21 protein-coding genes and 1 pseudogene are annotated in these 21,352 nt (G+C 62.2%); 16 read left to right on the top strand and 6 right to left on the bottom strand.

Annotation, left to right across the window (positions count from 1 at the left end):
• Positions 1 to 4: 4 nt before the first annotated feature.
• Positions 5 to 1,591, top strand: a complete 1,587-nt coding sequence (locus APH33_RS18235; RefSeq protein WP_054886495.1) for an ABC-F family ATPase — start codon at positions 5 to 7, stop codon at positions 1,589 to 1,591.
• Positions 1,592 to 1,842: 251 nt separating this feature from the next.
• The gene (locus tag APH33_RS18240) at positions 1,843 to 3,036 is read left to right on the top strand and encodes an MFS transporter (RefSeq protein WP_054886496.1); all 1,194 of its coding nucleotides are present in this window, start codon (positions 1,843 to 1,845) and stop codon (positions 3,034 to 3,036) included.
• Here the strand turns inward: APH33_RS18240 and APH33_RS18245 are convergent.
• Together APH33_RS18245 and APH33_RS18250 are read right to left on the bottom strand one after the other, a co-directional pair.
• The gene (locus APH33_RS18245; RefSeq protein ID WP_054886497.1) at positions 3,007 to 4,041 is read right to left on the bottom strand and encodes a dienelactone hydrolase; all 1,035 of its coding nucleotides are present in this window, start codon (positions 4,039 to 4,041) and stop codon (positions 3,007 to 3,009) included. The genes APH33_RS18240 and APH33_RS18245 overlap by 30 nt on opposite strands.
• Positions 4,042 to 4,174: 133 nt before the next feature.
• Positions 4,175 to 4,786 (bottom strand): FMN-dependent NADH-azoreductase, encoded by a 612-nt coding sequence (locus APH33_RS18250; protein WP_054886498.1) that lies wholly within the window; start codon positions 4,784 to 4,786, stop codon positions 4,175 to 4,177.
• Positions 4,787 to 4,919: 133 nt separating this feature from the next.
• Between APH33_RS18250 and APH33_RS18255 the strand changes: the two genes are divergently transcribed.
• Positions 4,920 to 5,822 carry a LysR substrate-binding domain-containing protein gene (locus APH33_RS18255; RefSeq protein WP_054886499.1) on the top strand — a complete coding sequence of 301 codons (903 nt, stop codon included), beginning with the start codon at positions 4,920 to 4,922 and terminating at the stop codon, positions 5,820 to 5,822.
• Entirely contained in the window at positions 5,815 to 6,174 is a 360-nt protein-coding gene (locus APH33_RS18260) for an MmcQ/YjbR family DNA-binding protein (protein ID WP_054886500.1), read from the top strand. The genes APH33_RS18255 and APH33_RS18260 overlap by 8 nt, the downstream gene beginning before the upstream one ends.
• Here the strand turns inward: APH33_RS18260 and APH33_RS18265 are convergent, their stop codons facing one another.
• Together APH33_RS18265 and APH33_RS18270 are read right to left on the bottom strand one after the other, a co-directional pair.
• Positions 6,175 to 6,603, bottom strand: coding sequence for a DUF1294 domain-containing protein (locus APH33_RS18265; protein WP_054886501.1), 429 nt, complete (start codon positions 6,601 to 6,603; stop codon positions 6,175 to 6,177). It abuts the gene before it with no gap.
• A 1-nt stretch (position 6,604) separates the two neighbouring features.
• Complete coding sequence (locus APH33_RS18270) at positions 6,605 to 7,435, bottom strand: undecaprenyl-diphosphate phosphatase (RefSeq protein WP_054886520.1); 831 nt, start codon at positions 7,433 to 7,435, stop codon at positions 6,605 to 6,607.
• A 389-nt stretch (positions 7,436 to 7,824) separates the two neighbouring features.
• Between APH33_RS18270 and APH33_RS27985 the strand changes: the two are divergent.
• The 11 genes and pseudogenes from APH33_RS27985 to APH33_RS18320 form a co-directional block, all read left to right on the top strand.
• Positions 7,825 to 8,496: pseudogene (locus APH33_RS27985) on the top strand (cache domain-containing protein); the annotation flags it as partial.
• A gap of 138 nt (positions 8,497 to 8,634) precedes the next feature.
• Positions 8,635 to 9,369 (top strand): methyl-accepting chemotaxis protein, encoded by a 735-nt coding sequence (locus APH33_RS27990; protein ID WP_371263257.1) that lies wholly within the window; start codon positions 8,635 to 8,637, stop codon positions 9,367 to 9,369.
• A 107-nt stretch (positions 9,370 to 9,476) separates the two neighbouring features.
• Positions 9,477 to 10,043 carry a nicotinamide riboside transporter PnuC gene (gene pnuC / locus APH33_RS18280; RefSeq protein WP_054886503.1) on the top strand — a complete coding sequence of 189 codons (567 nt, stop codon included), beginning with the start codon at positions 9,477 to 9,479 and terminating at the stop codon, positions 10,041 to 10,043.
• Entirely contained in the window at positions 10,040 to 10,591 is a 552-nt protein-coding gene (locus APH33_RS18285; protein ID WP_054886504.1) for an AAA family ATPase, read from the top strand. The genes pnuC and APH33_RS18285 overlap by 4 nt, the downstream gene beginning before the upstream one ends.
• A gap of 297 nt (positions 10,592 to 10,888) precedes the next feature.
• Positions 10,889 to 11,320 (top strand): hypothetical protein, encoded by a 432-nt coding sequence (locus APH33_RS18290; protein WP_054886505.1) that lies wholly within the window; start codon positions 10,889 to 10,891, stop codon positions 11,318 to 11,320.
• A gap of 1 nt (position 11,321) precedes the next feature.
• On the top strand, positions 11,322 to 11,900 hold the full coding sequence (locus APH33_RS18295) for a hypothetical protein (protein ID WP_054886506.1): 579 nt from the start codon (positions 11,322 to 11,324) through the stop codon (positions 11,898 to 11,900).
• A gap of 48 nt (positions 11,901 to 11,948) precedes the next feature.
• Positions 11,949 to 13,439, top strand: coding sequence for a hypothetical protein (locus tag APH33_RS18300; protein WP_054886507.1), 1,491 nt, complete (start codon positions 11,949 to 11,951; stop codon positions 13,437 to 13,439).
• Between the two features lie 68 nt (positions 13,440 to 13,507).
• The gene (locus APH33_RS18305; RefSeq protein WP_054886508.1) at positions 13,508 to 14,188 is read left to right on the top strand and encodes a C39 family peptidase; all 681 of its coding nucleotides are present in this window, start codon (positions 13,508 to 13,510) and stop codon (positions 14,186 to 14,188) included.
• Positions 14,189 to 14,234: 46 nt separating this feature from the next.
• Entirely contained in the window at positions 14,235 to 14,981 is a 747-nt protein-coding gene (locus tag APH33_RS18310; protein ID WP_054886509.1) for a hypothetical protein, read from the top strand.
• Between the two features lie 47 nt (positions 14,982 to 15,028).
• Positions 15,029 to 16,309, top strand: a complete 1,281-nt coding sequence (locus APH33_RS18315) for a hypothetical protein (RefSeq protein WP_054886510.1) — start codon at positions 15,029 to 15,031, stop codon at positions 16,307 to 16,309.
• Positions 16,310 to 16,431: 122 nt separating this feature from the next.
• Positions 16,432 to 18,633 (top strand): LTA synthase family protein, encoded by a 2,202-nt coding sequence (locus APH33_RS18320; protein ID WP_054886511.1) that lies wholly within the window; start codon positions 16,432 to 16,434, stop codon positions 18,631 to 18,633.
• Here the strand turns inward: APH33_RS18320 and APH33_RS18325 are convergent, their stop codons facing one another.
• Entirely contained in the window at positions 18,634 to 19,959 is a 1,326-nt protein-coding gene (locus tag APH33_RS18325) for a sigma-54 dependent transcriptional regulator (RefSeq protein WP_054886512.1), read from the bottom strand.
• 343 nt (positions 19,960 to 20,302) lie between these two features.
• Here APH33_RS18325 and APH33_RS18330 point away from each other — a divergent pair, with 343 nt between their 5' ends.
• On the top strand, positions 20,303 to 20,569 hold the full coding sequence (locus tag APH33_RS18330) for a hypothetical protein (RefSeq protein WP_054886513.1): 267 nt from the start codon (positions 20,303 to 20,305) through the stop codon (positions 20,567 to 20,569).
• A 115-nt stretch (positions 20,570 to 20,684) separates the two neighbouring features.
• Here the strand turns inward: APH33_RS18330 and APH33_RS18335 are convergent, their stop codons facing one another.
• A complete protein-coding gene (locus tag APH33_RS18335) occupies positions 20,685 to 21,317 on the bottom strand; it encodes a VWA domain-containing protein (RefSeq protein WP_054886514.1) in 633 nt (210 codons plus the stop codon).
• Positions 21,318 to 21,352: the final 35 nt, after the last annotated feature.

Below are 21,352 nucleotides of genomic sequence, written 5' to 3' on the forward strand. Positions count from 1 at the left end.
CCCTTTGATCTCCACCGCCAACATCACCATGCAGTTCGGCTCCAAGCCGCTGTTCGAAAACGTTTCGGTCAAATTCAACAACGGCAACCGCTATGGCCTGATTGGTGCCAACGGTTGCGGCAAGTCGACCTTCATGAAGATCCTCGGCGGCGACCTGGAGCCGTCCGGTGGCCAGGTCATGCTCGAGCCGAACACCCGCCTGGGTAAACTGCGCCAGGACCAGTTCGCCTACGAAGAATTCACCGTGATCGACACCGTGATCATGGGCCACGGCCAGCTGTGGAAGGTCAAGGCAGAACGCGACCGCATCTACTCGCTGCCGGAAATGACCGAAGAGGACGGCATGGCCGTCGCCGAGCTGGAAACCGAATTCGCCGAAATGGACGGCTACACCGCCGAATCCCGCGCCGGTGAACTGCTGCTCGGCCTGGGTATTCCGCTGGAACAGCACTTTGGCCCGATGAGCGAAGTGGCACCGGGCTGGAAGCTGCGGGTACTGCTGGCCCAGGCACTGTTCTCGGACCCGGACGTGCTGCTGCTCGACGAACCGACCAACCACCTGGATATCAACACCATCCGCTGGCTGGAAAACATTCTCACGGCGCGTAACAGCACCATGATCATCATTTCCCACGACCGGCACTTCCTCAACAGCGTGTGCACGCACATGGCCGACCTGGACTACGGTGAGCTGCGCCTGTTCCCGGGCAACTACGACGAGTACATGACGGCCGCCACCCAGTCGCGCGAGCAGTTGCTTGCGGACAACGCCAAGAAGAAAGCCCAGATCGCCGAACTGCAGACCTTCGTGAGCCGCTTCTCGGCCAACGCCTCCAAAGCCAAGCAGGCCACTTCGCGTGCCAAGCAGATCGACAAGATCCAGTTGGCCGAGGTCAAGCCTTCGAGCCGTGTCAGCCCGTTCATTCGTTTCGAACAGAACAAGAAATTGCACCGCCAGGCGGTGGTCGTCGAGAAGATGGCCAAAGCCTTCGATGACAAGGTGCTGTTCAAGAACTTCGACATCACCGTCGAAGCGGGCGAGCGCGTGGCGATCATTGGCCCCAACGGTATCGGCAAGACCACCCTGCTGCGCACCCTGGTCGGCGAGATGACCCCGGATGCAGGTTCGGTAAAGTGGACCGACAGCGCCGAGGTGGGCTACTACGCCCAGGACCATGCCCACGATTTCGAAGAGGACATGACCCTGTTCGACTGGATGGGCCAGTGGACCAGCGGCGAGCAGGTGATCCGCGGCACCCTGGGGCGCATGCTGTTCTCCAACGACGAGATCCTCAAGTCGGTGAAAGTGATTTCAGGTGGTGAGCAAGGCCGCATGCTGTTCGGCAAGCTGATCCTGCAGAAGCCGAACGTGCTGGTGATGGACGAACCGACCAACCACCTCGACATGGAATCGATCGAAGCGCTGAACCTGGCGCTGGAAAACTACCCGGGTACCCTGCTGTTCGTCAGCCATGACCGCGAGTTCGTGTCGTCGCTGGCGACTCGTATCATCGAGCTGAGCCCTGATGGTGTAGTGGACTTCAGCGGGACTTATGACGACTACCTGCGTAGCCAGGGTGTCGTGGTCTGAAATAGCTGAGCTGGCCTGATCACCTTGTGGTGGCTGGGCCGGCCTCTTCGCGAGTAAACCCGCTCCCACAGGAGATTTCGTTGCCTTCAGGCGCTGTGGAGGCCCCGTGGGGGCGGGTTTACGAGCGAAGAAGCCGCCGTCTATGTCACAGGGTGACACTTCCCGACGAATATATCGTTAGCATGCTTTCATTTACTTCGCGCAGCGGCCATGATTAGGGCACGCCCAACCGCCCGCCCGCGAACGTGCCCATGACCGCGCAACAACCCGCCCCCGCCAACAGTACCTTCAGCATTACCCTGCAGATCCTGTCGATCGTCTTTTATACCTTCATTGCCTTCCTCTGCATCGGCCTGCCAATCGCGGTGCTGCCCGGCTATGTCCACGACCAGCTGGGGTTCGGCGCGGTGGTTGCCGGGGTGACCATCGGCCTACAGTACCTCTCGACCCTGCTCAGCCGCCCTTTTGCCGGTCGCGTGGCCGATACCCTGGGGGGTAAGAAGGCCATTGGCTATGGCTTGCTGGGCATCGCCGGTTGCGGGGTGCTGACGCTGCTTTCGGCCTGGTCGTTGAGCGCGCCGCTACTGAGCCTGGCCCTGCTGCTCGGTGGCCGGGTGCTGCTAGGGCTGGCCCAAGGGCTGATCGGCGTTGCTACCTTGAGCTGGGGTATCAGCCACGTCGGCCCGGAACACACGGCGCGGGTGATATCGTGGAATGGCATCGCCTCGTACGGGGCTATCGCCATCGGCGCGCCGGTCGGTGTGCTGGCAGTCGCTGGCATGGGTTTCAGCCTGCTCGGCCCTGCCCTGCTGGTACTGGCGCTGCTGGCGTTGCTGGTCCTGCGCAAACGCCCCGACGTGGTGGTGACGCGCGGTGAACGGTTGCCCTTCTGGTCGGCCTTTGGCCGCGTCGCGCCCTGCGGCCTGGGGCTGACCCTGGCGTCGATCGGCTATGGCACACTGACCACCTTCGTTACCCTTTATTACCTGGAACGCGGCTGGGTTGGCGCCGCCTGGTGCCTGAGCGCCTTCGGCCTGTGCTTCATCATTTCTCGGCTGTTGTTCGTCAATGCAGTCAACCGCTTCGGCGGCTACAACGTGGCCATGGCCTGCATGGCCACCGAAGTGATCGGCCTGAGCCTGCTGTGGCTGGCCCCCTCGCCGCCCTGGGCAATGGTCGGTGCCGGCCTGACCGGCTTCGGCCTGTCGCTGGTGTATCCGGCACTCGGCGTCGAAGCCATCAAGCAAGTGCCCAGCAGCAGCCGGGGCGCCGGGCTGGGGGCCTATGCTGTGTTCTTCGACATGGCATTGGCCATCGCCGGCCCGTTGATGGGCGCGGTGGCCGTGCACCTGGGGTATGCCTCGATCTTCTGCGTCGCAGCCCTGCTGGCCTTGGCCGGTGTCGGCCTGACACTGCTACTGGCGCGGCGCAGCCGCCGCGGCTGAACGCTCGGCCGGCTCCGGTGCGCCCAGGGCCTGGGTGAAGAACGCGGCCGTGTCGCGTTGCAGTGAATGGTGGATGTGGCGCCGGTCGACACCCTCGGCGTCCTTGCACAGCACCGGCATGCGCGCATGCTGCTCCTCGTCGCAGCGGGCCATGAACACAAAGTGCCCGGCCCCCTCCAGCAAACGGTAATCAGGGGTGATCGGTAGTTTGCGTGCCAGTTCTTCCGCATTGCGGTCCACCGCCACCAACTGGTCGCTGTCGCCGCTGTAGATCAGCGCAGGCACTTTCACAGCAGCCAGGGCATGGCGGCCAAACATCAGGCTCAGCGGTGCCATCAGCATCACCGCACCTACCCGGGGGTCAGCCTTGGGCGCCAGCTCGCTGCGGTCGGCAATCAGCACGCCGTGGGTCTTGCAGGCATCGGCATCACCGGGGCGCTCCAGGCAATAGCGGCGCAGGCGATCCAGGTCGGGCTGGGCGCCAGACAGGATCAGCGCTGTTTCACCGCCAGCCGAGTAGCCGATCACACCGACCTTGCCATCATTGAGGTAAGGGCCAAGCAACGCGTCTTCACGGGCCGAGGTAATGGCCTCGCTGATCTGCAGGGGCCGGCCATAAAGATTGCTCAGCGTGCCGAGGCGGCTGTGGTCGCGGGCATTGTCGCCCGGGTGTACGACCGCCACCACGACGAAGCCCTGACGGGCCAGGGACGTGGCCAGGTAATGCAGCGCCAGCGGGCTGCCAGTGTTGCCGTGGGACAGCACCAGCAACGGAAACTGCCCAAGGGCGACCGGGGCCTCTTCAGCGACGTCGATGGGGTAACCGTCGATGCGGATGTTACGCGGCGTACCCTGGGATGGATAGAACGCCAAGGCCTGCATCGGCCGGGCATCGACCGGGTCATCCAGGGTCATGTGGTGCAAACCGGCAACCCAAGGGGAGCCTTCGGCTTGGCTCAACAGGCCACCGAGCAGCAATGCCAGCAAACAGCGGGGAGTGTTCATCGGTCGGCTATCGCGCAACAGGCACCAGGATAGCGTCAGCATAGAACCGGCATGGCCACCGGCACATGAAAACTGGATGAAAAAAAGCCGACTGGCGCATGGAGCGCCAGCCGGCTTGTCTGTCGCCAGAGGATCAGGCTGCGGCGAACAGCTCGTTGGCAATCTGCGCCTGGGCGGCGTCGATGGCCTGGGTACGGTGCTCCGGGCCATAGGCCAGGCCGTGGGCGCGGACGACTTCCAGGTCGGTGATGCCGATGAAGCCGAGGAACACCTTCAGGAAATCTTCATGGCCGACGCCGGTCGGCTGGCCAGCGTGCAGGCCACCGGCGGTAGAGACCAGCACCACTTTCTTGTTGCCGCACAGGCCTTCCGGGCCGGCTTCGGTGTAACGGAAAGTCTTGCCCGCTACGGCCACACGATCGATCCAGGCCTTGAGCTGGGTCGGCACACTGAAGTTGTACATCGGTGCGCCAATCACCACGGCGTCGGCGGCAAGGAATTCTTCCAGGGTTTCGGCGCTCAGCTGGGCCTCGAAGGCCTGCGCGGCGTCACGTGCTTCTTCCGGAGTACCGGCCGCCATCAGGGTGGCGGACGAGAAGTGGGCGATGGCGTCGGCGGCCAGGTCACGGTAGACCACTTCGATGCTTGGGTCTGCAGCTTTCCAGGCTTCGACAACTTCGCGGCTCAGTTGGCGAGAGGCGGAATTGTCGCCCAGGATGCTCGAATCGATATGCAACAGTTTCATGGGACTCTCCTGTGAGTGAAGACCGCAGCGGTGGGCGATCGCGATGGAAAGAATCCTACCGGGACGACGAATTGCTGAGAAGTCGCTAAAAATGCGTTAGTTTGTCCCACAGGTAGAACAGTGAGCCGGTACCATGCAAGACCTCAATGACCTCTTCTATTTTGCCCAGGTGGTCGAAGCCGGCGGTTTTGCTGCAGCCGGTCGCCAGCTGGGCATCCCCAAGTCGCGGCTGTCGCGGCGCATCGCCGAACTCGAGGAACGCCTCGGCACCCGTTTGCTGCAGCGCACCACGCGCCAGCTCAAACTGACTGCCGTGGGTGAACGCTACTTGCACCACTGCCAGGCCATGCTGCTGGAGGCCGAGGCTGCCGACGAGGTGGTAGCAAGCATGAGCAGCGAGCCGCGCGGGCGGCTGCGTGTGTCGTGCCCGGTGGCCTTGGCCCATGCCTTTCTCCCGGACATCATCAGCCGCTTTCTCGAGCAGTATCCACAGGTGCAACTGGACATGGTCTTGCTCAACCGCCGAGTCGACCTGATTTCCGAAGGCATCGACGTGGCCCTGCGCGTGCGCGACCTGGGCGACGAGGACCCGGCCCTGGTCACTCGCCGGCTGCGCCAGGCGCAAATGCAGCTGGTGGCAGCGCCGGGCTTTGCCGAGCACCTGCGCGAGCCCGCCGAATTGGCCACATTGCCCGTGCTGGGAGCCGCCGAAGCCGATCGGCTGGTGCACTTTCGCTTGTTCGGGCCCAATGGCCAACAACAGGAAATCGCCCTGGAGCCACGCCTGGCGATTGACGATTTCGTCGTGCGTAACGCTGCCGTGCGCGCCGGGCTGGGCTTTACCGCTTTGCCCAGCATGTTCTGCGAGGAGGAGCTGGAACGTGGCGAGTTGGTGAAGCTGCTGCCGGACTGGTCATTGCCAGGCGGCTACCTGCAGGCGGTCTATCCTCATCGGCGTGGCTTGTTACCGGCCGTGCGGGCATGGATAGACCACCTGGCGGTGTCGTTCGAGGCGTGTGGGGAACGTTATGTCTAGGCAGACGATCAGCGAGGACCAGGTGGCGGCGTTCTGCCTGAGCCTGCCGGGTGCGCGGGAAGACTACAAATGGGGCGGTGTCCGGGTGTTCTCCGTAGCCGGCAACAAGATGTTCGCGGTGCTCGACCTGGCTGGCGCCGGGTTGTCGTTCAAGGTGGCCGATGAGTTGTTCCTGGGCTATTGCGACCGGCCGGGTGTGCGGCCCGCTCCCTATCTGGCACGGGCGAAATGGATCAGCATGGCGCCACCCTACCCGATGGGCCGTGAAGAACTGTGCGACTTGCTCCAGCGTTCGCACCAACTGGTGGTGCGGCGGCTGCCAAGACGTTTGCAGGCAGGCCTGCTGGGCTGATCAGTTGAAAGGCAGGAAACGGCTGCCCAGGAACAGGTAGTCGAGCCAGAACACCTGGTGCAGCAGCACGATGCCCCAGCACACCAGCTGGTAGGACCATTTGCGCGTCTTGTGGCGGAACAGTTGCTGAGCGACCAGGGCGCCGGGCCAGCCCCCCAGCAATTCGCTGGCATGCAGGACCTTTTCTGGGGTGCGCCAGGCATCGCCCTGGGCCTGGCGCTTGTCCTGCCAGTACAGCAGCAGGCTGATCAGGCTGACTAGCGGGTACATCGCCAGGGGTACCCAGTTCTGCCCGTTCCAGCCCATCTTCGCCGCGCCAAGCCCTGGCAACAGACACAGCACGGCCAGCAGCAGCAACTTGATGCGCGCATTGCGCACGCTCTGCGTGTGTCCAGCGCCGCGTGGCGCCGTGTGCTGTGCCCGCGCCATGTCAGCTGTGTGCCGTCGCCCAGTCGACCCAGCCGAACTGCCAGGTCGCCAGGATCAGCAAACCAAAGACGATGCGGTACCAGGCAAAGGCCGCGTAGCTGTGGTTGGCGATGAACTTCAGCAGCGCCCGCACAGCAATCATGGCGAAGATGAACGAGGTCACGAAACCGATGGCGAAAACCGGCAGGTCGCTTGGTTCGAACAGGTGGCGGTACTTGTAGCCCGAATACACCGCTGCGCCGACCATGGTCGGCATTGCCAGGAAGAAGGAGAACTCGGTGGCTGCCTTGCGCGACAGGCCAAACAACAGGCCGCCGATGATGGTGGAACCCGAGCGCGAGGTACCCGGGATCATCGCCAGGCACTGCACGAAGCCAATCTTCAAGGCGTGGGTCCAGCGCATGTCGTCAACATGGTCGACCGCTACGGTGTGCTGGCGACGCTCAGCCCAGAGCATGATCACGCCGCCGATCACCAGCGCCGTCGCCACGGTGATCGGATTGAACAGGTATTCGTGAATCAGGTCGGCGAACAGTACACCCAACACCACTGCCGGCATGAACGCCAGCAGCAGGTTACCGGTAAAGCGCCGGGCCTTAGGCTGGTTGGCCAGGCCGAACACCACTTCGAGAATCTTGCTGCGGAACTCCCACACGACCGCCAGGATCGCCGCCAACTGAATAATGATGTTGAACGCCATGGCCCGTTCGCCACCAAACCCGACGAGATCGGCGACGATGATCTGGTGACCGGTACTGGAAATGGGCAGGAACTCCGTGAGCCCCTCGACCACACCTAAGATGATTGCCTGGAAGGCAGTCCAAAAATCCATCATTCCCCCGAGGAAGCACTGCTGCTTGCAGGCCCCTTATTCTTGATTTGCTTGTGGTTGCCGCACGCGGCGCGGCCTTTTTACAGCGACTTCTGGGACCTACGCCAGTGGAAAAGTTCACCTTGGCTAAAGGTTTCATCTTGCCCGGCCGAGATCCTATCAAAGCGGCGAGGCAAAGGCGCGCTCAGCCTGTGGCAGAGTAGCCAATAACTAGCACTTAGCCATTAGTCGAGTGCCTGCCGTCTGCAAAGCATGCTTGGATGCACCTGAATAAGAAGAACAATGCAGGAGAGTTTTCGATGAAGGCATTGCGGTCGATGTCGATCAGCCGTCGGTTATGGCTGATTCTGGTGGTTGCGGTGGGCATGCTGGTGATGCTCGGCCTGCTGATGCTGCGCCAGATCCATGGCGATCTGTACCAGGCCAAGGCGGAAAAAACCCGCCACGTGGTGCAGACCGCCGCTGGCGTACTGGCCTATTACCAAGGCCTGGAAGCCGCCGGTACGCTCAGCCGCGAGGCGGCCCAGCAGCAGGCCCTGCAAGTGGTGCGGGCGCTGCGCTACGACCAGAACGACTATTTCTGGATCAACGACCTGGGGCCGAAGATGATCATGCATCCTGCCAACCCCAAGCTCGATGGCCAGGACCTTTCCGCCATTCGCGACCCGGACGGCTTCGCCGTGTTCAACGAGATGGTGGCCCTCGCCCGCAGCCAGGGTGCCGGCCCGGTCGACTATCGCTGGCCCAAGCCGGGCGCCAGCGAGCCGGTGGCCAAGACCTCCTATATCCAGCTGTTCGAGCCTTGGGGCTGGATCATCGGCTCCGGCGTCTACGTCGACGATGTGCAAGCCGAATTCGCCCGCCAGTTGCGTGATGCCTCATTGGTCGGCCTGGCCATCGCCGTGCTGATGGCCCTGGTGGTCATGCTGATTGCCCGCAGCATTGCCCGCCCCCTGCAGGAAGCGGTGCAGGCGATGGGCAACATCGCCAGCGGCGAAAGCGACCTGACCCGCCGCCTGGACACCCACGGGCATGACGAGATCACCCACCTGGGCCAGCACTTCAACCAGTTCAACGGCAAACTGCAAGGGGTAATCGGCCAGCTTCAGGGTGCCGCCCATGCCCTGGCGCAGTCGGCCGGGAATGTTGGCGACAACGCTGGCGCTGCTCAGCAGCACAGCGCCCAGCAGTCCTTGCAGATGGACCAGGTGGCGACGGCGGTCAACGAAGTCACCTATGCCGTGCAGGACGTGGCCAAGACCGCCGAACAGGCCGCCGCTGAGATGCGCGCCGCGCAGCAGCAGGTGGAACACGGCCAGCAGGCCATTCACGGCAGCCTGCAACAGATCGATCAGCTTTCGGCGACCATCGACCAGGCCGTCCAGGTGATCCGTGAGCTGGCCGGGCACAGCACGAAGATCGGCGGGGTGCTGGAAGTGATCCGCGCCATCGCCGAACAGACCAACCTGCTGGCCCTCAACGCTGCCATCGAAGCCGCTCGCGCTGGCGAACAGGGCCGCGGCTTTGCCGTGGTTGCCGACGAGGTGCGCCTGCTGGCCCAACGTACCGCGCAGTCGACGGCCGAAATCCACACCATGATCGAGCACCTGCAAGGCCAGTCCGATGCTGCGGTCAAAGCCATCGATACCAGCAGCGAGGCCTCGCGCCAGACCGTGCACCAGGCCCGCGAGGCCGGCACCAGCCTCGTTGCCATCAGCCAGGCGCTGCATAACCTCACTGCGCTCAATGCGTCGATCGCCAGTGCCACCTTGCAGCAGTCCCACGTGGTCGAGGAGATCAACCGCAATGTGCTGGACACTGCCAGTTTGTCCCAGCAGACCGCCGATGCCGCGCGCCAGTCCAGCGACGCCGGCACGGCGCTTGGGCAGTTGAGCGTGGAGCTTGAACAACTACTGCGCCAATTCCGCGTCTGAACCGGGCGTGATCACCGGCCCGCCAGGCGGGCCGCTGCGGATTGCTCGCTACACCTGCTGCCCTGCACACGCTACAATCGGCGCCCTTTGCCAACCTGGGATCGCCGATGTCCGGCCTCGAACTCCTCGCCGCCGTGCTCGGCGTCACCGCCGTGTGGCTCACCGTCAAACAGAATGCCTGGTGCTGGCCGATCGGCCTGGTCATGGTGCTGATCTATGGCTGGCTGTTCTACGAAGTGAAGCTGTACTCGGGCATGCTGCTGCAGCTGGCCTACGCCGTGCTGCAGTTGTATGGCTGGTGGCAATGGAAGCGCCCGGACCGGGTCGAGGACGCTCGCCAGGTCTCGCGCCTGCCAACCCGGGCGTTGTTCGGCGGGTTGCTGGCAGGGCTGCTGCTGAGCGTGGCGCTCGGTGCGGCGATGGCCGGCTGGACCGATGCCGCCCTGCCCTGGCTGGATGCCACGCTGACCGGCTTCAGCCTGGTCGCGCAACTGTGGATGGCGCAAAAACGCGTGCAATGCTGGCCACTGTGGATCGTGGTGGATGTGGTCTATGTCGGCCAGTACCTGCACCAGCAGCTGTACTTCACGGCGGGTTTCTTTGCCGTACTGACCCTGATCGCGGTACGCGGCTGGCTGGAATGGCGCCGAGACCCGGCTGTGGTGCACGCATGAAGGTCTTGGTACTGTGCGGCCCCGAATCCAGCGGCAAAAGCTGGCTCAGCGGTGAAATCCAGGCGCATTTCGGCGGCATCGTGGTGGCCGAATACGTTCGCCACTTCATCGACCAGGAATGCCGCGACACCTGCTATGCCGATATCCCCACCATCGCCCGCGGCCAGCTGGCCTGGGAAGACCAGGCCCGCCAGCAGGCGCCTGAACTGCTGATCCTCGATACCCACCTGCTGAGCAACATGCTGTGGAGCCAGGCCCTGTTCGCCGCGTGCCCGCCCTGGCTGGAGCAGGCTTTGCTTGCCCGCCGCTACGACCTGCATCTGCTGCTCAGCCCGCAAGGCGTAGGCTGGGTCGACGATGGCCAGCGCAGCCAGCCAGCCCTTGCCGACCGCCAGGTGTTTTTCGACGACAGCCGTCGCTGGCTGGAGCGCCACGGGCAAGCGCTGCAGATCATTGAGGGAGACTGGCCGCAACGCAGTGCGACGGCCCTGCTTGCAGTTCAGCGCCTGCTGCAGGGAAAACCCCCGATCTGCCCCACCGAGTGTTAACCCCATGACACACCTGGCTGAGGCCAAGCTCCCGTTTCTGTGGGCTCCCAGCCATTTGTGGGGGCAGTGTCAAGGTTGTGAAACAATCGTCGAAAAGCCCCTTCGAGTAACGCAAATGCTGGGCCAAACGCCAATTCACTGAAAATTTGTCTCAGCGCTGATACAACAAATTCACGACCACTTCAGGCAATGCGCGCAACCAACTGATTTTAAAGCATTATCCAAAAACGGCACGGCTTTCGCTCTTCTCCTTCGCAACGCTGCACAAGACCAGCGCCAAAAGAAGGAGTAGCCGTCATGGGGAAACTGGATAAAGGCATTGTTCGCCTGCTGCTGGTCGGTTGTGCTGGGTTCTCGGTGCTGCCCGCGATGGCCGATAACGGCATCATCGTCATCACCCGCGATGTTCAACCGCGCATGGCCATCCGAGCGCCCCTGGCGCCCGACCCCAACCCTACCACCGCCAATGCCAATCCCTCCGCATACGTTCTCAAACAGACCAACGAACTGAGCGATGGCGACTTTGCCAGCATCACCAGCGGCACGGGGATTTCCTCGCTGGTCACTCAGCAGACCAACAACCTTGGCGGCCAGATCGGCAATCAGACGCAGCTGGCAAACCAGGCTGCCGGCCGCGGCACCGGCTCGGGCAACGGCATTTCCAACATGGTCAACTCGAGCGTTCAGCGCGGTCTTGCCCCACTGCAGATCCTGACCGGAGGCAAATGAGATGAGGCAGACGCTGTTTATCCTGGCCCTGCTGAGCAGTGCCTCGGCGCTGGCACAATCTCCGGTTCCGGTTATCAACGACGCCAACATCGACAGTTCCGGCGCACAGTACCAAGGCAATTTCAGCGTTAACCAGGCCGCTGGCGATCAACAGCAACAAGCCAACGCCAGGGCACTCGCTACGGGGCACGAGGCCGCTGCCAGCACGCAAATTCGTCAGCGCCAGCTGTCCATCGTCGACCCGAACATGGGCGCCAGCGCCAGCATTCAGGGCAACGCCTTCAGTCATGGCAACGGCGCCTTGGGCGTCAACCAGAGTGCCGGCGCGGCAACCCAGCAGGCCAATGCCCTTCGCATCAGCATCAGTACACAACCGCAAAGCATCGATGACAGCGTCCTGCTGCAACAGAACGTGGCGCTGATCAACAGCTCCGATCCAGCTGATACCTCACCCGGCTATCGCCAGGTCACCACCGGTGATCAGGCATTCACCGGTAGCCGCGGGGTCATTCAGCTGAATCAGAGCGCCGGGGTGGGTAACCAGACGGCAAACACCCTGAGCGTTAGGGTCGCGAACTGACCCAGACAGGTAAAGAACAACACTTAACCTAAAAGACGGAGAAACACCATGAAACCCTCGATGGCAATCAAGCCTCTGGTTTTCGCAATTGCTGCGGTCATGGCTGTTGCTGCACAAGCGGATCAGAACAATCGTCGTGGTCACGACAACCATAACAACCACCACCGGCAAATGGACAGGGCGGTCTACACCAGCGCCACCGCTGAAGCGACCGACTCCCAAAGAAGCACCGGCAACACCATTCGTAACGAAGGCACCATCAACGAAGCTGAAATGAGCAGCTCCGGTACCGGCGCCAGCGGCAACGTAGGTGTCAACGTGGCCGCCGGTAACGGCAACCAGCAGGACAACGCTGCGGCCATCGCCAACACTTCGTCCGATAATGCCGACATCGACAACAGCTTCGTGTTCGGCACCTCTACTGCTACCGCTGAAGTTACCCAGCGCAGCAACAACAACACCGTCAACAACTGGTCGACGCAGAGCTCTGCGGTCATGAGCGGCTCGGCTGACGGCAGCAGCGGCAACATTGGTATCAACATCGCTGGCGGCGACCTGAACCAGCAGAAAAATACCATGGCCATCGCCAACAACGCTGCGGCTATCGGTAACTCGACCGCCACCGCCTCGGCCGATCAGAACGGCCCTGGTCTGGAGGTGAACAACCGTGCCGACCGCACCTACACCATCGACACGCTGAGCTTCACCACTTCTTCGAGTGGTTCGGCCTCGCGTAGCGGTTCGTTCGATGCCAGCGTCGACAAGAGCTCCAGCTCGAGTTACAGCGCATCTGGCAGCCAGAGCGCCAGTGCCAGCGGCAGCAAAAGCAGCAGCTCCAGCGGCTCTAGCAGCATGACCGCCAGCGGCTCTAACAGCAGCAGCTCCAGCGGCAGCAACAGCATGAGCGCCAGTGGCTCCAACAACTGGGCTGCGAACGGCTCGTCCAGCCGCGACCACAGCTCGTCCTCCAACACCACGGTTAGCGCATCGCTCGATGCCAGCGCCAATGGCAGCGCATCGTCGTCGCAAACCTTCGGTAACTTCACTCGCTCGCGCAGCTCGGACTTCGACGCATCGCTCAGTGCATCGCTGGATGCATCGATCGACAAGTCGCATGACTCGTCCAGCAACTCGTCGTTCGACAAGTCGCTCAGCTCGTCTTTCGACAGAGCCTATGACTCTTCGTATGACCGTAGCCATGACTCGTCCTACGACAAGTCTCGCGATACTTCCTACGAGAAAGCCAACGCCTCGGCATGGGAAAAAGCCAGTGCCTCGGCTTACGAGAAAGCCGGCGAAAAAGCATCGCAGTCGTCGGACAGCATCTCGAAGAGCTTCAGCGAGTCTAGCGAGTACGCGCTGAGCAACACCGTGTCGTTCCAAGTGCTGACCCCGACCGGCTGGGCCAACCCTGTGACCAACACCGCCACCCTGAGTGGTTCGGTGAACGGTGGCAGCGGCAACCTGGGCGTGAACGTGGCAGCGGGTGTAGGCAACCAGCAGAGCAACTCGCTGGCCATCTCCAACACCTCGATGTAAGCACTGCGGTCTGGAGGCTCCCTTCGGGGAGCCTCTTTCCAACAAGAAGAAGGCAGGGGGCGTCGAACATGCGCATTTTCGCCTTGGCATTTCTGCTGTGCATCGCCAGCGTCGGCGAAGCCTCGCAGATGCCGTTGTCCGTACTGCCAGGTGGTGCAGTCATCTACAAACCGATCCAGAGCGTTCGCGAACGCAAGTTCGCCGACCTGGTGCAACAGAAGACCGATTTCAGCTGCGGAGCAGCGTCGCTGGCGACCATCCTGCGCCAGGCTTACTGGCTGGACGTGGATGAACACCAGGTAATCGAGGGCATGCTGGCCCACGCCAACCAGGACCTGGTGCGCACACAAGGGTTCTCCATGCTCGACATGAAGAAGTACGTGGAAAGCCTGGGCATGCGTGCACGCGGCTATAAGGTAGCCCCAGACACACTCAACAGCATCCGCATTCCCGTGGTCGTGCTGATGGACATCCGCGGCTACAAGCACTTCGTGGTCATGCAGAAAGTCGACAGGGGCTGGGTGTATATCGGCGATCCGGTTCTCGGCCATAAACGCTTCAAGCTCGATGATTTCGTCAAAGGCTGGAACGGCATCATCTTCGCCGTCATCGGCAAGGGCTATGACAAGAACAACATCCTGCTCGACCCACCGCTGCCGCTGAGCGCCAAGAACCGCATCAGCAACTTCCAGCCGGTGCAGGACGCAGAGTTGATGGACTTCGGTTTCATTCAAAGCGACTTCTTCTAACCACCTTCTTTTCATGAAGTAGGGCAAGACGCTCCGGGAGAACCCCATGAAGACTTCCCTGTGGCTGGCAGTCATTTGCCTTGCCGCCAGCCTGCCGAGCCAGGCAGAAACATTGAAACCGGTCGAATTGAAGGATCAGGAACTGGCGAACCTGCGCGGGCGCTACGTGATGCCCGGGCGAATCGTCAGCTTCGGTGTCGTCATGAGCAGTACCTGGCAGAACGCCAATGGCGAAGTGATCGGTGCGACCTCGACGATGCAAATCCAGCAATCGACCATCAAACCGCAGTTCTATGTCTCGATGATCGATGAAAAAGGGACTGGCAGCGCCCGAACCAGCAGCGCCGGTACCGGTACCGTCACTGGCGGCAGCGGCCTCAACACCACCGAGGGGGTAACCCAGGTGGTACGCGCGGCCGGTGATTTCAACACGGCCCACAACAATGTCGACATCAACGTCACCAAGGGCAACGAAGCGCCTGCCAACCAACCACAGGGCCAGGCCCTGGCGGCCGGCTCCACCCTGGTGGGGTCCAACGGCGCGGGCTCGATGAGCGTGTCGTCCAGCAGCGCTGGCGTGCAGATGAACATCATTGCCAACGGCAACCAGGGCAGCAGCCTGCAGCGCCTGGGCGAAGGTGGGCTGATGCAGAACACCACCCTGCTCGGCTCCAGCAACCGGGTCAGCAACCTGACCTCGCTCAATGTGGTGTTGCGTGACAGCGCGCCGATGGCCGGGGCCATGGGGGCCAATCTTGAGCAGCTCAAAGGCCTTCGCAATCTCGGATACTGAACTACGCTCATGTCTCATCGTATGTAGTCAGAAGGGACGGCTAATCCATGCACCGTTTGTCGACGTTCAGAGCTATCGTTTGTATTTCAACACTGGCCCCGGCCACTCTGCTGCAAGCGGCAACCGACCCTCAGGTCGAAGCACTCAAACAGGAACTGATTGCGCTGAAACAGCGCTACGAAGCCCAACAGAACGCACTGATGGTGCTTGAACAACGGCTCAAGCAGGTCGAAGAGGCCCCCGCTCAGCCAGCACCGAAGCGCCTGACCAAGTCCCCTGCGGAGGGGGTGAAAGGTGGCCAGACCGTAGCCACCGGCACGCCGGGTAGCAGCGGCAGCTCCTACGGGCAGTCCTTGCAGGACAACTCGGAGCCGGCGCAGAGCGTGTCAAACCTGTACGACGAAGCGAGCGGCTTCTTCGGTGGCGGCAAGTTCAGTGTCGAAACCGGCCTGACCTACACCCACTACGATACCCGTGCGCTGACCCTCAACGGTTTCCTGGCGCTGGACTCGATCTTTCTGGGCAACATCAACATCGACCGCATCAAGGCCGACAACTGGACCCTGGACCTGACGGCCCGTTACAACGTGGATCAACGCTGGCAGTTCGATATTAACGTCCCCATCGTGTATCGCCAGTCCACCTATTCGTCGGGTGGTGCAGGCGGTGCTGCTGGCACCACCAACGATGAATCGGTGACCCGCGACCCGACCATCGGCGACGTCAACGTGGGTATCGCCTACAAATTCCTCGACGAGGACGAAACCTGGCCCGACGCCGTGGCCACGCTGCGGGTAAAAGCACCCACTGGCAAGGATCCGTATGGCATCAAGCTGATCCAGAGCCCTGGCAACGACAACCTGGCGGTGCCGGAAGATCTGCCTACGGGCAATGGTGTCTGGTCGATCTCGCCAGGTATCTCGCTGGTCAAGACGTTCGACCCGGCCGTGCTATTCGGCAGCCTGCAATACACCTACAACATGCAGGACTCGTTCAGCGACATCAGCCCGCAGGTCAACACCAAGGTGCCAGGTGACGTGAAGCTGGGCGATTCCTGGCAGATCGGCGGCGGTATCGCGTTCGCCCTGAACGAAAAGATGAGCATGTCGTTCTCGGTGACCGACCAGTTTTCCAGCAAGAGCAAGATCAAGCCCGACGGGGGTGATTGGCAGTCGATCACCAACAGTGACTATAACGCGGCCAACTTCAACGTCGGCCTGACCTTTGCCGCCACTAACAACCTGACGATCGTACCGAACTTGTCGATTGGCCTGACAGATGATGCACCCGACTTTTCCTTCAGCCTGAAATTCCCGTACTACTTCTGACCGTCGGGGCGCATCGCGCCCCAATTGGTTACCAACCTTGTAGGCAACGGCTTTCCGGGGGATCGGCCTGTTATCATCGCGCACATATTTGTGACGATTTCATGGCAAAAAGGAAAGTTTTCGTGAAGAACCTGCAAGGCCCACCACGCACCCGGCTGCTTGCCCTGGCAACACTGGTACTGGTGATTCCCCTGGTCGTGCGCGCCCTGCTGGGCTGGTCCAGCCCGTATGGCTATCTGTCGGACCTGGCGCTAGGTAGTCTGCTGGTGCTGCTGTTGCAGCGCCGCGCATGGTGGCTGGCGCTGCCGGTTCTGCTGGCCTGGGCCGCGCTGTGGGTGGCTTCGGCCGAGCTGGTCAGCGCCGTGGGCAGGCTGCCCACCAGTGCCGACCTGAGCTATCTGTTCGACCCGCAATTCATGGAAAACTCCACCGGCGGCGGTCTGGCCCATGCCTGGCTGCCCCTGTTGCTCGCGGGCGGCCTGCTGGTCTGGCTGGGGAGCGCCTGGCGCAGCCGCAGGCAGCCGGGTGCGAAGTTCACGCGCAAGGCCTGGGCCATCCCGGCGCTGTTGTTCGCTGCACACTGGGGCAGCCAGCACCTGGCGCCCAGTGACGCTGACCAGTGGCGCCAGTACACGCTTGCTCATCAGCTGCTGTCTGCGGCCGTCGGCGACCTGGAGCGTCACGCCCAGCACTGGGCCGGTCGGGCTCCCGCCGTCACGCCGTTGCCAAGTGCCGGCCTGACCCAGCATGACCTGAGCGGGCAAAAGCTGCTGGCCGCACCAGGTCGTGCCCGAAACCTCTTGGTGATCACCCTCGAAGGCATCCCCGGCGCTTATGTGCGCCCCAACCGCCAGGCCTTGCACAGCCGCTTCGATGAAGACCTGATGCCCAAGCTCAGCCACTGGGCGGAACGAGGCATGAACACCCCGGACTACGTATTGCATACGCACCAGACCATTCGCGGCTTGTACGCGATGCTGTGTGGCGACTATGACAAGCTGGCCAACGGCACACCGAAGGGGGTCGAACTGCTCACCCAGCAGCAGCGCAACCAGGCCTGCCTGCCAGCACAGCTGCGCCAGGCAGGCTTCACCACCCACTACCTGCAAGGCGCGGGCCTGCGCTTCATGGCCAAGGACCGGATCATGCCGCATATCGGCTTCGACTCGGTGCACGGGCTGGAGTGGTTCAGCAACAAGAACTACCTGGAATTCCCGTGGGGCAAGGACGATCGGGCCTTCTTCGAAGGGGCCCTGGATTATGTCGGCCAGTTGCGCCAGCAAGACCGCCCATGGATGCTCACCTTGCTCACCGTGGGTACCCACCAGCCCTACTCCGCTCCCGACGATTACCTGCAGCGCTACGACACCGCCAAGCAAGCGGCGGTTGCCTACCTCGACGATGCTATCGGTGCCTTCCTCGACAACCTCGAACGTCAGGGCGTGCTCAAGGACACATTGGTAGTGGTGACCTCTGACGAATCCCACGGTATCGATGGCGTGCGTCTGGCCTCGTCCTGGGGCTTCAACCTGACCCTGGCACCGGAGCAGGCGCAACTGCCGCACATCAAGACCGGTACCTACGGCCACATCGACCTGGCCACGTCGCTGCTCGACTACTTTGCCCTGCCGATACCGGTCGCCCTTGGCGGGCGCTCGCTGTACCGCGATTACGACAGTGGCCGGGAGATGATTTCCTACACCAACGGCATGCTGCGCTACCACGATGGCAAGGGCGTTTTCACCGAGTGCGATTTCCAGCAGCGTTGCCGCCGCTATGACAGCCCAGGCTTCATAGCTGACAAGGCCCGCTACCTCGGCCCTGGCGACAGCACCCTGGGTATACAGATTGGCGCGCTGGCCGGTGTGCTCGACCAGTCGCTTTTGCAGACGCCGCTCAACCTGCGTTATCAGTTCGGCGGCCCGTCCGCCATTCAGTTGCAGGCGCGCATACGCGACGACTGGGCTGACAACCTGATCGGCGCACAGTACCTGGAAATGCCCGAAGGCTCGCACACCCGGGTGCGGGTCAAGGTGCGTTCGCTGGACCGGCAGCACGCGGCCTACATTCAGCTCAAGGCCAAGGAGTTGGAACAGGATGTGCCGCTGGGGTTGCCCGAAGAGATCCGGGTGACGGCCGACGAACCCCTGGAAATCGAGTTCGGGTTCGATAATCCGACGATGCGCAAGGCGTTTTCCTTCCACCTGCTCGGCTACGGCGGCGGCGAGGTCGAGATCAGTGACTTCAGCGTGATCACCGCGCTACCTGGCGAGGAAGAGCCGCTGGAAGACTTGTCTGACGGGCATATCGCCCAATCCAGCTGATCAACGAATCTGGTGCTTGTGCAGCAGCCGGTAGAACGTTGGCCGTGATACACCAAGCACCTTCGCCGCAATGCTCATGTTATTGCTGTGCCGGTCCAGCACATCGCACAACGCCTGGCGCTCGGCCCGGTGCTTGTAGTCTTCCAGCGTGCCCAGCGGCTGCTCTTCCTGCTCCAGGCCCTGCAGGCCAAGGTCCTGGGCCTCGATCTGGCGCCCTTCGGCGAGCACCAGCCCGCGCCTGACCCGGTTGGCCAGTTCACGGACATTGCCCGGCCAGTTGTGCCGCCCCATCGCTGCCAGCGCATGGTCGCTGAATGAACGGGGCCTGCGGCCTGTTTCCAGGCTGTAGAAGTGGGAAAAATGATTGGCCAGCATCGACAGATCGCCATGCCGGTCACGCAGCGGCGCTGTCACCACTTGCAACACGTTGAGCCGGTAGTAGAGGTCTTCACGAAAGCGCCCTTGTTCGATGGCCTTTTCAAGGTCAACGTGGGTTGCCGCCAGTACCCGCACGTCGACCGGTATCGGCTGGCTTCCACCTACCCGCTCGATGTGTTTTTCCTGCAGAAAACGCAGCAAGTTGGCCTGCAGCTCCAGGGGCAGGTCGCCGATTTCATCGAGGAACAAGGTGCCACCATGGGCTGCCTCGATCCGCCCGACCTTGCGTTGATGGGCACCGGTAAAGGCCCCTTTCTCGTGCCCGAACAACTCGGACTGGATGAGGTTTTCAGGGATCGCCCCGCAGTTGATGGCGATGAACGGCATTTCGCTGCGCTGGGATTGCCGATGCAGTGTCCGCGCCACCAGCTCCTTGCCGGTGCCGCTCTCGCCGCGGATCAGCACAGGCGATTCGGTAGGCGCCAACTTGCCGAGCAATTTGCGCAACTCAAGGATCGGCCGGCTGTCGCCGAGCAGTTCATGCTCCAGCCCATCCACCCTCACCGTGCCCTTGCCGCGCAGGCGGGCCATGCCGAATGCTCGCCCCAATGTCACCAGCACGCGGGAGTAATCGAACGGCAAGGTGTGAAAATCGAAGAACCATTCGCAGACAAAGTCACCGACGTTCTGCATACGCAACTGCTCGGCGTTGAGCACGGCAATCCACTCGGTGTTGCTGCGCTTGATCATGTCCTTGACCGCGTCCGGATGCCGCAAGTGCGAGGCCTGCAGGCGCAACACCCCGATATCACAACGGTGCTCAAGGGCCTGGTCCAGGCCACAACTGTGAACCTCCCAGCCGGCACTCTCCAAGCCGGGTAGCAGACGGTGACAATCGTCGCAGGGGTCGACGATGAGCAAGCGACGCAGGGCGGCAGTCTCGTGCATGACCGTTCCTTGGCGCCAATTGTTGGTTTTTTTCGTTAAAACAGTAAGTTGCGGCGCCGAATTAACAGTAGCAACGAACTTGACGCTGCCCACGACCGTTTGTCTGCCGGATTCTGACGAAGCAAACCGGCTCGGGAATTTTTCATATTCATTGGCGTCACAGCGGCGCCGGGAAACAAAAAATCTGTAACCGGCAAAAATTTTACATGCGCTGTGTGACTCCACCCCTAACTTGGAGCATCAGTACGAGTAACCCCGCGCTGCGGATCGCGATAACACCTGAAGCGACGTAGCAGTTACGCGGACCTCACTTCGCTGTTTGGGACCATAGAGAGACCGAACCATGAATGCACCGCTCCGTGTCAACGAGGCACTGCTGATTGCCGACCACGCATTCGAACCCTTCCAGTGCGTTGCCTGGGATGCGCCCAACGGTACAGGCGAACTGAGCCTTGCGGTGATCGACCGGACCAGCACCCGTATCGGCAGCAAACAAGTATCGTCGCGTATCTACTCGGACCCTGCACAGTGGGCCAGCCTGATCGAGGAAGTCCGCGCCGAACTGTCCCAGAAAGGTTACGATCTGCAACCTTGGTCAATGCCGAAATAATCGCGTTGCGCCTTTGCAAGTGCGTGCCCGGCACGCACTTGAGCAACTTAGCGATAGCCTGCCAGGCAACTTTCTTATTGCGACATAGTGTCGCGCCCATCCCGCCCCACCTTATTCACTGCTTTACCTTGAATTGCTCAAGATGCTGATAGACGGCTTGTAATTGCGTGGCCAACTGGTGCGCCCGGCCAAGGCGAACTGGCGCCAATTCCATGTCAACCAGCACCGTTGCGCAAGGCATGGGCTGCACGCCATTGCAACGCTGCAGGCGACCATCGGTGAATACCAGGCAGCGCTGCAACTCGTGGGGATGGGCTTTGTGCCGGGCCTGCAACCAGCGCCTGGCCTGATCGAGCGCTGCGATCAAAGGCGTGCCGCCGCCAGCCCCGAGGGCCTGCAGCCAAGGCTGCAGGCTTGCCGACGCCTTCAGGCCATGACGCTGCCACTGTGGAGCGCCACCGCTGACCGTGAGCAGCGCAAGGCGGGCGCGTTGCCGATAGGCCTGGTCGAACAACTCGGCGAGCAGGCCTTTGCACTGCGCCAGCGCCTGGTGGCGCCGGGTGGAAGCCGATGCATCGACGATCACCAGCCACAGTTCATTGGCCTGCGCCTGGCGCTGCTGCCAGCAAAGGTCCTGGCGCAACCGTGGGCGGCCCTTGAGCAAGGTCGGCAGCCAGGCCACCCGGCCAGAGGAGGCTGCACGGCTGCGGCCTCGGCTGGCACCTGGCAGTTTTCCGGCACGAGGCATGGCATCCGCCAGCTGCAAATCTGGTTGGCGGATGC

The sequence above is a fragment of the Pseudomonas sp. NBRC 111130 genome (assembly GCF_001320485.1).
Taxonomy (GTDB): Bacteria; Pseudomonadota; Gammaproteobacteria; order Pseudomonadales; family Pseudomonadaceae; genus Aquipseudomonas; species Aquipseudomonas vlassakiae.